The sequence below is a fragment of the Micromonospora sp. ANENR4 genome, from assembly GCF_015354395.1.
GTDB lineage: Bacteria > Actinomycetota > Actinomycetes > Mycobacteriales > Micromonosporaceae > Micromonospora > Micromonospora aurantiaca.
Map to the genome: position 1 here is coordinate 474,151 of NZ_JADKYQ010000001.1, position 13,087 is coordinate 487,237.

15 protein-coding genes are annotated in these 13,087 nt (G+C 71.3%); 8 read left to right on the top strand and 7 right to left on the bottom strand.

Annotation, left to right across the window (positions count from 1 at the left end):
* Positions 1-435 carry a hypothetical protein gene (locus tag IRY44_RS02280; RefSeq protein WP_194798795.1) on the bottom strand — a complete coding sequence of 145 codons (435 nt, stop codon included), beginning with the start codon at positions 433-435 and terminating at the stop codon, positions 1-3.
* Between the two features lie 178 nt (positions 436-613).
* Here IRY44_RS02280 and IRY44_RS02285 point away from each other — a divergent pair, with 178 nt between their 5' ends.
* Positions 614-1,408: a CHAT domain-containing protein gene (locus tag IRY44_RS02285; protein WP_194798796.1), complete on the top strand. Its 795-nt coding sequence runs from the start codon at positions 614-616 to the stop codon at positions 1,406-1,408.
* Positions 1,405-1,713 (top strand): hypothetical protein, encoded by a 309-nt coding sequence (locus IRY44_RS02290; protein WP_194798797.1) that lies wholly within the window; start codon positions 1,405-1,407, stop codon positions 1,711-1,713. Before IRY44_RS02285 ends, IRY44_RS02290 begins: the two co-directional genes overlap by 4 nt.
* A 28-nt stretch (positions 1,714-1,741) precedes the next feature.
* Here IRY44_RS02290 and IRY44_RS02295 read toward each other — a convergent pair whose 3' ends face one another.
* Entirely contained in the window at positions 1,742-2,377 is a 636-nt protein-coding gene (locus tag IRY44_RS02295) for a TetR/AcrR family transcriptional regulator (protein WP_194798798.1), read from the bottom strand.
* A 118-nt stretch (positions 2,378-2,495) separates the two neighbouring features.
* On the opposite strand from IRY44_RS02295, the gene IRY44_RS02300 reads away from it, so the two are divergent.
* Genes IRY44_RS02300 through IRY44_RS02310 form a run of 3 tightly spaced genes read left to right on the top strand, consistent with a single transcriptional unit; the run spans position 2,496 to position 4,301 of the window.
* Positions 2,496-3,182, top strand: coding sequence for an SDR family NAD(P)-dependent oxidoreductase (locus tag IRY44_RS02300; RefSeq protein ID WP_194798799.1), 687 nt, complete (start codon positions 2,496-2,498; stop codon positions 3,180-3,182).
* 54 nt (positions 3,183-3,236) lie between these two features.
* Positions 3,237-3,635 carry an ester cyclase gene (locus IRY44_RS02305; protein WP_194798800.1) on the top strand — a complete coding sequence of 133 codons (399 nt, stop codon included), beginning with the start codon at positions 3,237-3,239 and terminating at the stop codon, positions 3,633-3,635.
* Positions 3,636-3,647: 12 nt separating this feature from the next.
* Positions 3,648-4,301, top strand: coding sequence for an NADPH-dependent F420 reductase (locus IRY44_RS02310; protein WP_194798801.1), 654 nt, complete (start codon positions 3,648-3,650; stop codon positions 4,299-4,301).
* Positions 4,302-4,329: 28 nt separating this feature from the next.
* Here the strand turns inward: IRY44_RS02310 and IRY44_RS02315 are convergent, their stop codons facing one another.
* Positions 4,330-5,175 carry a LysR family transcriptional regulator gene (locus tag IRY44_RS02315; RefSeq protein WP_228531382.1) on the bottom strand — a complete coding sequence of 282 codons (846 nt, stop codon included), beginning with the start codon at positions 5,173-5,175 and terminating at the stop codon, positions 4,330-4,332.
* A 115-nt stretch (positions 5,176-5,290) separates the two neighbouring features.
* Between IRY44_RS02315 and IRY44_RS02320 the strand changes: the two genes are divergently transcribed.
* Entirely contained in the window at positions 5,291-6,217 is a 927-nt protein-coding gene (locus IRY44_RS02320) for an MBL fold metallo-hydrolase (RefSeq protein WP_194798802.1), read from the top strand.
* 58 nt (positions 6,218-6,275) lie between these two features.
* On the opposite strand, the gene IRY44_RS02325 is transcribed toward IRY44_RS02320, so the two are convergent.
* On the bottom strand, positions 6,276-7,649 hold the full coding sequence (locus IRY44_RS02325; protein ID WP_194798803.1) for a glycoside hydrolase family 6 protein: 1,374 nt from the start codon (positions 7,647-7,649) through the stop codon (positions 6,276-6,278).
* Between the two features lie 156 nt (positions 7,650-7,805).
* Here IRY44_RS02325 and IRY44_RS02330 point away from each other — a divergent pair, with 156 nt between their 5' ends.
* Entirely contained in the window at positions 7,806-9,089 is a 1,284-nt protein-coding gene (locus IRY44_RS02330; RefSeq protein WP_194798804.1) for a GAF domain-containing protein, read from the top strand.
* Positions 9,090-9,501: 412 nt separating this feature from the next.
* Here the strand turns inward: IRY44_RS02330 and IRY44_RS02335 are convergent, their stop codons facing one another.
* Positions 9,502-10,569, bottom strand: a complete 1,068-nt coding sequence (locus IRY44_RS02335) for a DUF2855 family protein (protein WP_194798805.1) — start codon at positions 10,567-10,569, stop codon at positions 9,502-9,504.
* A gap of 87 nt (positions 10,570-10,656) precedes the next feature.
* Positions 10,657-11,562 (bottom strand): oxidoreductase, encoded by a 906-nt coding sequence (locus IRY44_RS02340; RefSeq protein ID WP_194798806.1) that lies wholly within the window; start codon positions 11,560-11,562, stop codon positions 10,657-10,659.
* 132 nt (positions 11,563-11,694) lie between these two features.
* Between IRY44_RS02340 and IRY44_RS02345 the strand changes: the two genes are divergently transcribed.
* Positions 11,695-12,576 (top strand): helix-turn-helix domain-containing protein, encoded by an 882-nt coding sequence (locus tag IRY44_RS02345; RefSeq protein WP_194798807.1) that lies wholly within the window; start codon positions 11,695-11,697, stop codon positions 12,574-12,576.
* Between the two features lie 5 nt (positions 12,577-12,581).
* Here the strand turns inward: IRY44_RS02345 and IRY44_RS02350 are convergent, their stop codons facing one another.
* Positions 12,582-13,058, bottom strand: coding sequence for a TspO/MBR family protein (locus IRY44_RS02350; RefSeq protein ID WP_194798808.1), 477 nt, complete (start codon positions 13,056-13,058; stop codon positions 12,582-12,584).
* Positions 13,059-13,087: the final 29 nt, after the last annotated feature.

Here is a 13,087-nt window from a genome sequence, read left to right on the forward strand (position 1 = left end):
TCAGGACCTCCGGGACCACGGCGCCATCCCGGGCCAGGAAGTAGCGGCCGCGCTTCTCGCCGAAGTCCGGGTACGTGAACTGCTGGGACCGGTTGTGAAACAGGTGTAGAAGACCGTCCCGCGGCCACAGCGAACCGAAACCATGATCGGGAGATCGGCGTACTCGCCCGGGGCGGCCGACCGGATGACGGCGTGGCCCTGGCAGTGGCGCAAGACCTTCCAGCTGCCCATGTCGAACCTGATCCTGATCATGCGACCGGACATCTCACGCAGTCCCCGATCGACGACGAGGGCATCCATCTCGCCAGTCCGGCCGCCGCGTCCGTCGAAGACGAAGAGCTCCGGGAACGCGAGCGCCAACAGGTCACCGGCGAGGTCGGACACGTAGAGACAGCCGCCGGCGTCGACGAACTCGGCCAGCTTGCGGGGATCCACCACGTCGGGGTGCCGCAGTTGACGAACAAGAGTGAGCAGTCGTACGAACCCGAGAAGCTCTGGTATTCGACGCACAGCTCCAATCGAGAGCCGGCAGGCGGCGCCGGACCTGACAGGCATCGCACGGCAACTACTGACGGACGGCTGTCCGTCAGTAGTTGCCGTCGGGACAGCCGGGGTGGACGGGCTGTCGACAGCCGTCGAGGGCATGTCGCCGTCATCCGACGTCGACAAGATCATGATGGAGTGGCAGCGCATGAGGGACGCGAAGAAGTCGGTTGCCGGCACCGGCTGGCACCAACAGATCAGCACAAACGGTGGTCCCGTCTATGCCACACAGACCGGCGACGTCAACGTTCACGAGACGGCGGCTCCTGACGACCGGATCCGCGTCCTCATGCTCGCCGCCAATCCCTTGGCCACCGCGCGGCTGGCCATCGACGAGGAGGCGCGGCAGATCACGGAGCGACTACGCCTCTCCCGGGACCGGGAGGCGTTCGAACTCATCACCTGCTGGGCGGTCCGTCCGATGGATCTCCTTCAGTACCTCAACCAGCACAGCCCGCACATCGTCCACTTCAGCGGCCACGGCGATCGCACCGGGGAAATCCTGCTTTCCGCAGATGACGGCATCGCCCGATCCGTCAGTCTCGCCTCTCTCGCGGAGCTCTTCCACGCCACTGGCGACAACCTTCGGGTCGTTGTCGTCAACGCCTGCCACTCCGCCAACGCGGTGCAGGCCCTCAGTCGATACGTCGACTACGTCGTCGGCATGAACGCGGCCATCCCCGACGACGATGCCATCGCATTCGCCGCTTCCTTCTACTCCGCTCTGGGCTTCGGCCGGACCATTCCGCAGGCGTTCAAGCAGGCGGTCGCCATGCTGGGCGTGAGCGGCTCCGCCGATCCGCGTATCGCCGAACTGGTGGCACGACCGGGCGCCGCACCGGAGCTGATGGTGAAGCCGCGATGAGTTCCGGTCAGAAGGGGACCCCACCCGGGTCGGGCCAGAACATCAACACGAACTCGGGCAACGTCTACGCCACCCAGACCGGAAACATCAACATCAACAACAACCTTGCGCAGAAACGCGGACCGCACCTCGACACCAAGGCGCTCCTGGTCGTCCTGCCGGCCAACGTGATCTTTTTCTTGTACGGGATGTCGGCCTACACCGGGCGGAACACCAGCGGCGACAACTGGCGCGCGGGGATATTCCTGTTCATGCTGCTGTTCACGCTAGGAATGATCGGCAGATGGGTCCGCCGCCGCTTCTGAGTCCACCCAGTACTGAGGCCGCCCTCGACTACGCGGACCCCGCCGGCGCGGGACCGGGATGGAGTGCGGCGACGGCCCGCATGGCGACGTCGACGGAGGCCTGAAGGTCCTCGCGGCTCGCGCCGGCAGCGGCGTGGACGGCGTGCCCCTCGCTGAGCGCCATCACGAACCGGGCGAGCGCCCGGCTGTCCAGGCCGTCCGGGAGATCGCCCTCCTTCGCCGCACGGGACAGCCGTTCTTCGAGCGCGGCCTCGGTGGCCGCCCGGCCGGCGGCGAGGATCTCGGAGATGCGGGCGTTCTCCGGGGAGCAGGCCAGGCCGCCCTGGATGGAGAGGCAGCCGGCGGGGTGGCCGCCGGCGGTCAGGTTGTCGGCACTGGCGCGCAGGAAGGCTTCGATCGCGGCGTACGCGGTGGGTTGTTCGAGGGCGGCGCGCGCGTTCGCGAGGTTGGTCTCGTGGTAGCGGTCGAAGGCCCGCCTGAACAGCTCCTCCTTGCTGCCGAACGCGGCGTAGAGGCTGGGCCGGTTGATGCCCATCGCCCTGGTGAGTGAGCTGAGCGACGCACCCTCGTACCCCTGCTGCCAGAAGACCTCGGCGGCCCGGTCGAGGACCGTCTGCTCGTCGAAGGCCCGCGGCCGTCCCGGGGTCGGAGTCTCAGCGCTCATACCCCGACTATACCGCTCGGTACAGAACGTGACCCAGCCCACGAACCGATCGGTACAGAAACCTGTTATGGTGATCCCCGAACCGATCAGTACAAAACTGGGAACACGAGGGAACAGCATGACCGTCACGTTGATCACCGGCGCGAACAAGGGCATCGGTTTCGCGACCGCCAGACAGCTTCTCAACCTGGGGCACGTCGTCTACGTCGGAGCGCGCGACACCGGGCGGGGCGAGGAGGCCGCCTCGGCTCTGGGGGCACGGTTCGTGCCGCTCGACGTGACCGACGACGACTCGGTGACAAAGGCGCTGGCGACCATCGACGCCGACGAGGGGCGGATGGACGTCCTCGTAAACAACGCGGGCATCGCCGAGAACGGCGTCGTCGACGGGCCGACCGCCCTGCGCGTCTTCGACACCAACGTGGTCGGGATCGTCCGCGTCACGGAGGCGGCGCTGCCGCTGCTGCGCCGGTCGTCCAATCCGACAGTGGTCACGGTGTCGAGCAGCGCCGGCTCCTTCTGGGCGGTCACCAACCCCGACCGGCCGGAGTACGACCTGACGTCACCGCTCTACTCGGCGTCGAAGTCCGCCGCCACGATGATCACCCTCCAGTACGCCAAGTCCCAGCCGGGGATCAGGTTCAACTCGGTCGAGCCGGGCTACACCGCCACCGACCTGACCGCCGCGATCGGCGGCGGCAGGACCCCGGCGGAGAGCGCCAGGACCGTCGTACGCCTGGCGACGCTTCCCCCCGACGGCCCGACCGGAACCCTCCAGGACGACTCCGGGCTCCTGAGCTGGTAGCCGTCCGCCCCGACCGCGATCCGCACATCATCCGCACAGCAGAGGAAGAGTGACATGACTCAGCACGATCTCCGCGACTGGTACCTGCGCTACGTCGCCGCACTGAACGCCCACGAGTTCGACGGCATGGACGAGTTCATCAACGACACGGTGATGCTGAACGGCGAGCCGGGCACCCGGGACGACGTCATCGCGGTGCAGAAGCACGACGTGGACGCCGTTCCGGATCTCCGCTGGACGGTCGAGGAACTGCTGTTCGACCGCGACCGGATCGCCGTCCGCGCGATCAACCACGGCACACCGGTGAAGGAGTGGCTGGGCGTACCGCCCTCCGGCGCCTCGTTCGAGATCGTCGAGTACGCCATCTACAAGGTCAGCGACGGTCGGTTCGTGCAGATGACCGCTTTGCACGACTCGGCCGAGATGCTCCGGCAGCTCACCGCCGCCCGCTGAGGGACACCGACGATGACCACCATCGGCATCATCGGCGCGGGTGAGGTCGGCGGCCAGCTCGCCCGCGCGGCGGTAGCGGCCGGGTACACGGTCGTGATCGCCAACTCCCGGGGGCCGCACACGCTGACGGACCTGGTGGCCGAACTCGGGCCGTCGGCGCGGGCGGCGTACGCCGCGGAGGCGGCGGCAGCGGGCGACTTCGCGATCGTCGCCGTGCCGCTCAAGGTCGTGAACGACATGCCGGTCGAGGAGCTGGCCGGCAAGGTCGTGCTGGACACGAACAACTACATGGTCTGGCGGGACGGGAACATCCCGGTCCTCGACTCCGGCGAGAAGACGGTCCACGAGCTGCGCCAGGAACAGCTCCCCACGTCGAAGGTCGCGAAGGCGTTCACCCACATCCAGGCGCCCCGGCTGCTCACCTCGGCCCGGCCCGCCGGCGCGCCGGACCGGCTGGCGCTGTCCGTCTCCAGCGACCACCCGGAGGCGGTCGAGCTGGTGACGCGGCTCTACGACCGATTCGGCTTCGACACTGTGGACAACAGTCCGCTCAGCGAGTCCTGGCGTACCGGCCCGGGCCAGCCGGCGTGGCTCCGCCATGCGCACCAGAACCGCGAGGAGCTGGCGCTCAACCTGAGGAGGGCGCGGCGGTTCGCCGGCGCGTGACTCCGGCCGCCACCGCCCGGTGAGGTTCTCACCGGGCGGTGGCGAGGTCGACGAAGCCGTGCACGAGGGACCTGCGGTCGCGCCGCCGCCACGCCACGACGAGCGGGCTCGGCGCCACGCCGTCCACCGGGACGACGACGATGCCGGGTACGGGGGTGATGGCCAGCGGGGCCAGCCCGATCGAGTCCGACCACAGGACCGCCTGGATGCACTCGCGGACGGTCCGCACCACGGTGTCGGTGCCGTCCACGGGTTCGCGACCACCGGTCCAGTAGTCCCGCCACACGGGGTCGACGGTGTCCGGGACGCGGAACCAGCGGCGGTCCCGCAGTTCGTCGAGCCGCACCCGGTCCCGGGACGCGAGCGGGTCGGTCGTCCGCAGGACGACCCCCACCGGATCCCGGCGGAGTTCGGCGACGGCGACCGTGCCGGCGGTGAACGGCCCCCGGGTGAGCGCGACGTCGACCAGACCGCGGTCCACGCCCACCGTGGGGTCGGTGAGGTCGCCCTCGACGACGCGGATCTCGACGCCCGGGTACCGGGAGCGGAAGGCGTCGATCAGGGTGCTGCCCGCCCGGTCCACGCTGTCCGCGAGCGTCCCGATGGTGATGCTGCGCGGCTCGGCCGCCGGGGCGACGAGCGACGGCAGGGAATCCATGCGGGCGAGCAGCTCGCGCGCCTCCGGGAGCAGCACCTGACCGGCGGGCGTCAGCGTCATGCCCCGGACCGAGCGGTTGAACAACTCGACGCCGAGTTCGACCTCCAGGCGCTGGATCGCCCGGCTCAGGGGCGGCTGCGAGATGTGCAGGCGGGCCGCCGCGCGGCCCACGTTGAGCTCCTCGGCCACCGCGACGAAGTAGCCCAGAGAGCGCATGTCCACCACCGGGGAACCATACCCTCAAGGTATTGCCGCCCCCGATCAGGTGTTGGACGCCGACGCGCCACCGGCTGTCGAATCGACCGGTGAGAAACGCGAAGAGGCACGACAGATGATCTACGTGTGGAGCGCCGTCGCGCTCGCCGGTGTCGCCGCCGCGCTGGTCGCCGTCCGGTCGTTCCGGCCCGCGCCCTTTCCGGCGCCGGAACCGTGGACGGGTCCGCTGCCCGACGCCGCACCGCCACCCGGGATGGCGATCTACCAGTTCCCCACCGGGACGTACGAGAATCGGGCATTCCTGGCCTACCGCGGCGGCGCGTTCGGCGACCGGCGACGGTTCGCCGCCACCGCCGTGCTCGTCCGGCACCCGCGCGGTGACCTGCTGATCGACGCCGGGTTCGGCGCGGACGTCGAGGCGCATATCGCGGCCATGCCGTCCTACCGGCGCACCCCGCACGAAGTCGGCGCGACCGTCCGGGACCAGTTGCGGGCGCGGGACTACGACATGGCACGGCTGCGGGGTGTCGTCATCACGCACGCCCACTGGGACCACGTCAGCGGCCTGGCCGACCTCGACGTGCCGATCTGGCTGAACCCCGCGGAAGGCCGGTACGTCGACCGGGCCGCCGATGCCGCCGTGTTCCGGGAGGTCGCGAGCCACCGCCGGATCCACCACTACACGTTCGACGGCCCGCCGTACCTCGGCTTCCCCGCCAGCCACGACGTCCACGGCGACGGCTCGGTGGTGATCGTGGAGGCGGGCGGCCACACGGACGGCTCGGTCGTGGTCTTCGTCAGCCTGCCCGACGGGCGCCGGTACGCCTTCATCGGCGACCTGACCTGGCAGATGGAGGGCGTGACGCTCCGGGCGGAGCGCCCGGCGCTGCTGCGGATACTCGCGGACGTGGACGCGACGCGGGTCCGGGAGGGCCTTCGGCGCATCGTCGCGCTGGCCGGCCTGATGCAGGTGGTGCCGGCCCACGACGTCCGTGCCCACGACTCGATTCCCCTGTGGATCGGCTCGGCGGACCAGGGCTGACGACGGGGGCCCGGCGCGGAGAGCGATCCTCCGCGCCGGGCCCTGGCGTCGGGTCCGGTCAGGCGGCGCAGGTGGCGGTAGCGCCCTGGCCGGTGCCGGTGCCCTGGAAACCGAAGTTGGTCGTCTGGCCGGCGCCGACCTGCCCGTTGTAGCCCACGTTCGTGAACCGGACGGTGCCGCTGGTGCCGCTGGCCTGGGCGTTCCAGGTGCCGGTGATCGCGGCGCCGCCAGGCAGCGCGACGGTCACGGTCCAGCCGTTGATGCTCGCCGAGCCGGCGGTGACGTTCACGCTCGCGGTGAAGCCGCCGTTCCACTGGTTGACAGCGACCGACGCGGAGCAGCCGTTACCGGCCGGCGGCGGCGTGGTCGGCGGCGCCGTGGTCGGCGGAGCGGTCGTCGGCGGAGCGGTGGTCGGCGGATTGGTCGTCGGCGGCGCGGTGGTGGGCGGCGGATTGGGCGCGCCGTTGGCCAGGCTGAAGGCCAGGTCCGGCTGGAACGAACCGGCCGTGTAGCGGCAGCCGTCCGCTTCGCCCGGCGGCTTCACCCATAGGTACGCGTCGATGTTGGCGTCGCCGGTGTTCGTCGTCGGGTACTGCCCGATGCGCCGGTCGGTGTTGTCGTCGGCGCACCAGTCACCGGCGGCACCGCCGTTGCGGCTGGTGTCGATGACCTGCCGCTTGCCGGAGATGCCCATGCCGTTGAGCGCGGAGATGACGGCCCGGCCGAAGTTCGCCTCGCTGGACGTGGGGTTGAAGTTCGACACGTTGGTGAAGAAGCCGTCGGCGTACTGCACGCCGGCCGCCCGCAGCCGGTTCGCAGTGTCGTTGGCGCTGTTCCAGGTCGAGTGCCCGCCGTCGAGGTAGACCTTGGCGTTGGGGTTGCCCGACTTGATGGTCTGGGTCGCCGTGGTCAGCGCCTGGTTGCGCGCGCTGAGTTCGCTGGGGCTCAGGCAGGTCTGGAGCGCGAGCGAGTCGGTCTCCAGGATGATCAGAACCGTCTGGTTGCCGAGCCCTCTGGCGAAGTTGGACACCCAGGTCTGGTACTGGTTGAGGTCCGGCGCGCCACCGGCGCTGGCCCCACCGCAGTCCCGGTTGGGGATCTCGTACACCGACAGCACGGGAATCTGCTGTGCCGCGTTGGCGGCGCCGATGAAGCTGGAGACCTCCGACTGGATGGTCGACGGGTTGAAGTTGGCGTACCAGCGCGCCTGCGGCTGACTGGCGATCTTGTCGCGGATGACGGCGGCGCGGGAGTCGCCGGGGTTTGCCGCGACCCAGCGGACCACTGCCGAGCTCGGGTCACGGTAGAGCGATCCGGACACCGTTCCGGCGGATGCGCCACCGACGGCGAAACCGACGCCGGCCGCGGCGAGGCCCGCGACGGCGGCCACGCTGATGGCCGCTGATCTGCGGCGGGACGAGAGGATAGCCACGTCGTGTTTCCTCCTGATCACATAGACGTATCTAAGTTTGTGGGAGCGTTCCCACGACGGTAACGGAGGCGAGCGTCGATGCCAAGATGTGAACGCCTGCCACTGGCCCGTAATGTGGCAGCGATCGACGAGGCAGGCGTGGGAGGAAGACCAGGCATGACGGCGCTACCGGGCCAGCAGGCGAGCTCGTCGGTCGCCGGGCAGCCCGCCGACGAGGATCTACGGGCGCTGTTCGGGCAGTCCATCGCCGTGTTCGCGGCGCTTGCCGGGCCGACGCACGTGGTGGAGGCGGCGAACCCGGCGTTCTTCGCCGCCATCGGCGAGGAACGCGCCCGTACCGGGGTCGCCCTCGCCGAGTTGATGCCGGAACTGGACGGCCAGGGCTTCATCGCCCTGCTGGACGAGGTCTACCGCACGGGCGAGTCGTACACCGGCCACGACGCCCGGATCATGCTCGGCACCGGGTCGCAGGCGCGGGAGGCGTTCTTCGACTTCACCTACGAGGCGCGCCGCGACGCCGACGGCACGGTGACCGGGATCCGCGTGATCGGGGTGGAGACCACGCAGGTCAAGCACGCGCAACGGCTGATGGCCGAGCACCGCGCGATGCTGGAGCAGATCGCCCGGCAGGCGCCGCTGGCCGAGGTGCTCGACGGGATGGCCCGCTGCATCGAGAACCTCGCGCCCCAGGAGGTGCTCGCCTCCGTCCTGCTCGCCGACGCCGACGGCCGGCACCTGCGCCACGGCGCCGCGCCCAGCCTGCCCGACTTCTACAACCAGGCCATCGACGGGATCGCCACCGGCGAAGGTGTCGGCTCGTGCGGCACCGCCGCGCATCGGCGGGAACCGGTCATCGTCACCGACATCGCCACCGACCCGTTCTGGGCCGACTTCCGCGACCTGGCCGAGCGGGCCGGGCTGGCCGCCTGCTGGTCCACGCCGATCCTCGCCCGCGATGGCAGCCTGCTCGGCACGTTCGCCATGTACCACCGCACCCCGCGTGTCCCGCGCGACGCCGACCTGGCGCTCGCCCGGGTCTTCACCGGCACCGCCGCCCTGGCCATCGAACGCCACCACATCGAACAGGCGAAGGCCGACGCGGACGCCCGCGCCCGGGCCGCCCACGACGAGCTGGCCCGGGTGGTGCGGGCGGAGCGGGAACTACGGGCCGAGGCGGAGCAGCGCGCCGCCGCGGCTGCGGAACTCACCGCCCGGCTGCGCGCCGCCGCAGCCGCGCAGGCCGCCACTCCGCGCCCCGAGCGGTGTCAGCTCGGCGGCGGCGACGGCTGCACAGCACCCGCCGAGATCAAGATCGCTGACTCGTGGGGCGACTCGGCATGGGGCTGCCCGCTCCACGTCGAGGAGGCAATCATCAACGTGCGTTCGGTCTTCATCGCCAACGAGGAACTCGGCGGCCTGGCCGCCTACGTCAATCGCTGACCACTCGACCGCGCCCGGCGGCACCCTCGGGGAGATCGGTGCGCCGCGGCCGGGGCCGTCACGCCCTGCTGACGGCCTAGCGTCCGTCGGGCGCGCCGGCCGGCTCACGAGCGGGCTGCGCCGCGGCGAACGGGCTCCGCAGACGGGTCATGGATTCGACGCTGACGTCCGCGATCGGACCGCGCTCGTCGTCTGTGGCACCGACCCCCTCCACACGGAAGGGGTTCAGGGCGAACGTGTTGTCGGGCACGAGGTGCTCCAAGGGAATCTGCACGGCAGCGCTCGACTCAGTCGTCGCGGCTGGGAAACCGTGGGAGAAGCAAGCGGTGGCGATCAGTCATCGGTACCCCGCGTCGTCAGCCTAGCGCGCATCGGCCGGACGGGCGCACCACGGCCGGAATCGGCGACGTGCTCAGAGCTGGACGACGTGGCCGACCCGGGGTGGCGTACGGCCCGCGAGGACGTCGAGCCACGCGTCCCGCAGCGCCTCCGGACCGGTGCCGACCCGCACGTCGAGCCATCCGCTCACCACCTGGGAGAACCGCTGCCAGGCGTCGGCGAACCGCTCGTCGAGGCCGTCGCGACCCCAGTCCTGGCTCCGCTTGCGGATGCGCACCGGCGCGAAGAAGACCTCCCCGGCGGCACCCGCGTTGGGTGTCTGCTGGGTGAGGCCGACGGCGATGTCCCGGACCAGCAGGCCGCCGAGGTGCGCGCGCAGGGCGGCGCGGGTAGTGGGTGAGCCGGACAGGTCGAGGTAGACGGTCGGTACGGCGTCGAGCGTGCCGATGTCGTCGTAGGAGAGGACCTCGTCGTAGCAGCCGAGCGACCTGGTGAAGGCGAGGTTGCCCCGCGAGGTGAGCCCGATCAGGCGTGGGCCGCGGCCGTGCAGTTCGAACGCTGTGGCGTACGCCGTCTTGCTCGAAGCGGACGACAGCACGAGCGACCGCGCACCGTAGGCGTTCTCGTCGATCACCTGGTCGGCGAGCATGAACGAGGTGAAGAACAGCGGCCGGAACAGGATGAGCAGGTCCTCCTGCTCCGCCCGGTACGCGGGGTCGCCGTCGGTGGACCGGTAGGCGTTGTACGGCGAGGGCAGGCCGGCCCGGTGCGTGCTGGCGTCGCGGAATCCGGACTCGTCCACCCGGTCGGGGCGTACCACCAGGTGACCGGCGGGCGGCAGGTAGCCGTAGACTCGCCGGCCCGGCTCGACTCCCGACACTGTGGATGCAACCACCTCGGCGAAGCCCCACAGCGGCGGCAGCCCCCACTGCCGGTCCAGCCCACGCGGCTCGGGCGGGAAGAACTCCCAGTAGCGCATCGCCTCGCCGAGCACCGCGTACGTCACGTTGTTGGCGGTCAGGCCGACCCGGTCCACGCGCAGCAGCGCCTCCCCGTCGGCGAGGGCGGGCACCGCGCCGTCGGCGAGCGTGGTGCGGGAGAGGTCGGCACGGGCCACAGCGAACGTCCACGAGTCAGCCATGGCCTGACGCTAGGCAGACGCGAAACTCCAGACAAGTGCACTGGGAGTGCAAAATCCCACTCGCCCCCGTCGTTGCGCACCGCCGGTTCACAGGTAACGAACACCGGTCAGCTCCGCCGCCGCAGCCCAGAGGCGCTCGCCCACGGCCGGGTCGGCGGCCTGCCGGCTGAGCCGCGCCTCGGTGACCGGACCCCAGGTCTCGAAGAACCGGGACGGACCGAAGAACTGGCCGCCGCGTACCTCCGGGTCGGTCGCGGCCCGCAACTGCGGCAGGACGCCCCGCTCGACCGGCTGGGTGGCGAGCGATCCGAGCCGCCCGATCATCCGGCCGAGCCGGCCGCGGTGTTCCCAGGCGCGCGGCGTGAGGTTGCTGCGGGTGAGACCGGGATGCGCCAGCGCGCTGACCACAGGCGACCCGGCCGCGCGCAGGCGGCGATTCAGTTCGACGCCGAAGACAGTGGTGGCGAGCTTCGATCGGCCGTACGCGGCAGAGGCCCGGTAGTCGCGCTCGGACATCAGGTCGTCGAAGTCGAGCCGTGCGTTGCGGTGGGTGAGGGAGCTGAGGCTCACCACCCGCGGCGCCCGCGCCCCGGCGAGCGCGTCCAGCAGCAGGCCGGTCAGCGCATAGGGGCCCAGCATGTTCGTGGCGAACTGCAGCTCGAAGCCGTCGGCGGAGGTGCGGCGCGGGCCGAGCAGCACCACACCGGCGTTGTTGACGAGGAGGTCGATCGTCGGGTGGTCGGCGGTCAGCTTCGCGGCGAACGCGCGTACCGATTCGAGGCGGGCCAGGTCCAGCTCGCGTACCTCGGTGTCGCCGCCCATGCGGCGGGCGGCCTCCCGGCCGGCGGCGGTGTTCCGCACGGCCAGTACGACGTGGGCGCCGCGGCGGGCCAGTTCGGTGGCGGTGACCAGGCCGAGGCCCGAGTTCGCGCCGGTCACGACGGCGACCCGGCCGCGCTGGTCGGGGATGCGGTCGGTGGTCCATCCGGTCATCTGCTACTCCTCGGGTCCGGCGGTCGCGTTCAGCGATGACGCTAGGAGCGATCCGGGCGGTCTCGGTCGTTCGCGGTTGCCTAGGTCCGCGGGACCTACCCTGGGCGGGCGGCGTCGCGGCAGACTGGCGGCATGAGCAGCAGGCATCCGTACGCACGCGAGCTGGGCGCCTTCCTCCGCGCCCGACGTGGCCGACTGCGTCCGCGCGACGTCGGCCTGGAGCCGGGCGGGCGGCGCAAGGTGACCGGCCTGCGGCGGGAGGAGCTGGCCCTGCTGGCCGGGCTGAGCACCGACTACTACCAGCGGATGGAGCAGGGCCGGGAGGTACGCCCCTCGGACGACGTCCTGGACGCGCTCGCCGGCGCCCTCGCTCTCGACGACACCGAACGCCGGCACCTGTTCACGCTGGCCCGGGCCGCCCGGCGGCCGATGCCGACCCGCGTCGACCACGGTCCGGAGCGGGTGCCGGACGGCACCCGGCGGCTGCTGCGGGTGATGGACACCCCGGCTGTCGTCCTCGGCCGGCATCTGGACCTGCTCGACTGGAACCCGATGGCGCAGGCGCTGCTCGGTGACCCGGCGGACCTCCCGCCCGGCCGACTCAACATGCTCCTGCTGCTGTTCGACGACGCGCTGACCGGGGGACGGAGTTGCCCGGACTGGGAGCGGCAGGCGCTGGACTACATCGGGATGATGCGCGCCGCCGTCGCCGACGACCCGACCCATCCCCGCGCCACCGCTGTCGTCGGCGAGCTGAGCATCCGAAGCGCGGAGTTCCGGCGGCTGTGGGCACGGCACGACGTCCGCGCCTCGGTCAGCGGCACCAAGACGTTCCGGGTGCCCGGACTGGGCGACATCGTCCTGGACTGGGACACCTATCCGCTGCCGGGCAATCCCGGCCCGGTCGTGCTCGTCTTCACCGCCGAGCCGGGCAGTCCGGACGCCGATCGGCTACGACTCCTGGCGTCGTGGCGCGCGACCCGCCCGGCGTCCGCTGACGTCGACCCGGCCTGATCCGGTCACCGTCCCCGGTTGAGGCCGACGATCGCGCCGTTGAGGGCGGTGGCGAAGAGGGTCCACGCGACGTACGGTGCGAGCGCCGCTCCGGCGGGACGGTCGGTGCGCGCCGCGCGGCGCAGCAGCACCAGGTTTGACGCGTTGAGCGCGGCGATCTCGGCCAGCGCGGCGCCGGGCCTGCGGGCGCCGAAGAACAGGGCGGTCCAGCCGGCGTTGAGCGCCAGGTTGAGCGCGTAGCCGCGGGCGAAGGCGGCACGCTCGGACCCTTCGGAGCGGTCCAGCGCCCGCGCACCGGCGACCGCGATCAGCCCGTACAGCGGGGTCCAGACCACTGGGAACGCGGCCGACGGCGGCTGCCAGGCAGGCTTGCGCAGGCGGCGGTACCAGCGCGACGAGGTGCCGGTGGAGGTGGCGGCGGCGCCCGCGGCGGCGGTCGCGGTGACCGCCGCCGCGGTCTTGACCAGGGTCGGTACTCGCATACCGCTCAGCTACCCGGCCGGCGGCGAAT

Coding starts and splice junctions, on each gene's coding strand:
- IRY44_RS02290 (WP_194798797.1), top strand. CDS start 1,405: ATGAGTTCCGGTCAGAAGGGGACCCCACCCGGGTCGGGCCAGAACATC.
- IRY44_RS02295 (WP_194798798.1), bottom strand. CDS start 2,377: ATGAGCGCTGAGACTCCGACCCCGGGACGGCCGCGGGCCTTCGACGAG.
- IRY44_RS02300 (WP_194798799.1), top strand. CDS start 2,496: ATGACCGTCACGTTGATCACCGGCGCGAACAAGGGCATCGGTTTCGCG.
- IRY44_RS02305 (WP_194798800.1), top strand. CDS start 3,237: ATGACTCAGCACGATCTCCGCGACTGGTACCTGCGCTACGTCGCCGCA.
- IRY44_RS02310 (WP_194798801.1), top strand. CDS start 3,648: ATGACCACCATCGGCATCATCGGCGCGGGTGAGGTCGGCGGCCAGCTC.
- IRY44_RS02315 (WP_228531382.1), bottom strand. CDS start 5,175: ATGCGCTCTCTGGGCTACTTCGTCGCGGTGGCCGAGGAGCTCAACGTG.
- IRY44_RS02320 (WP_194798802.1), top strand. CDS start 5,291: ATGATCTACGTGTGGAGCGCCGTCGCGCTCGCCGGTGTCGCCGCCGCG.
- IRY44_RS02330 (WP_194798804.1), top strand. CDS start 7,806: ATGACGGCGCTACCGGGCCAGCAGGCGAGCTCGTCGGTCGCCGGGCAG.
- IRY44_RS02335 (WP_194798805.1), bottom strand. CDS start 10,569: ATGGCTGACTCGTGGACGTTCGCTGTGGCCCGTGCCGACCTCTCCCGC.
- IRY44_RS02340 (WP_194798806.1), bottom strand. CDS start 11,562: ATGACCGGATGGACCACCGACCGCATCCCCGACCAGCGCGGCCGGGTC.
- IRY44_RS02345 (WP_194798807.1), top strand. CDS start 11,695: ATGAGCAGCAGGCATCCGTACGCACGCGAGCTGGGCGCCTTCCTCCGC.
- IRY44_RS02350 (WP_194798808.1), bottom strand. CDS start 13,058: ATGCGAGTACCGACCCTGGTCAAGACCGCGGCGGCGGTCACCGCGACC.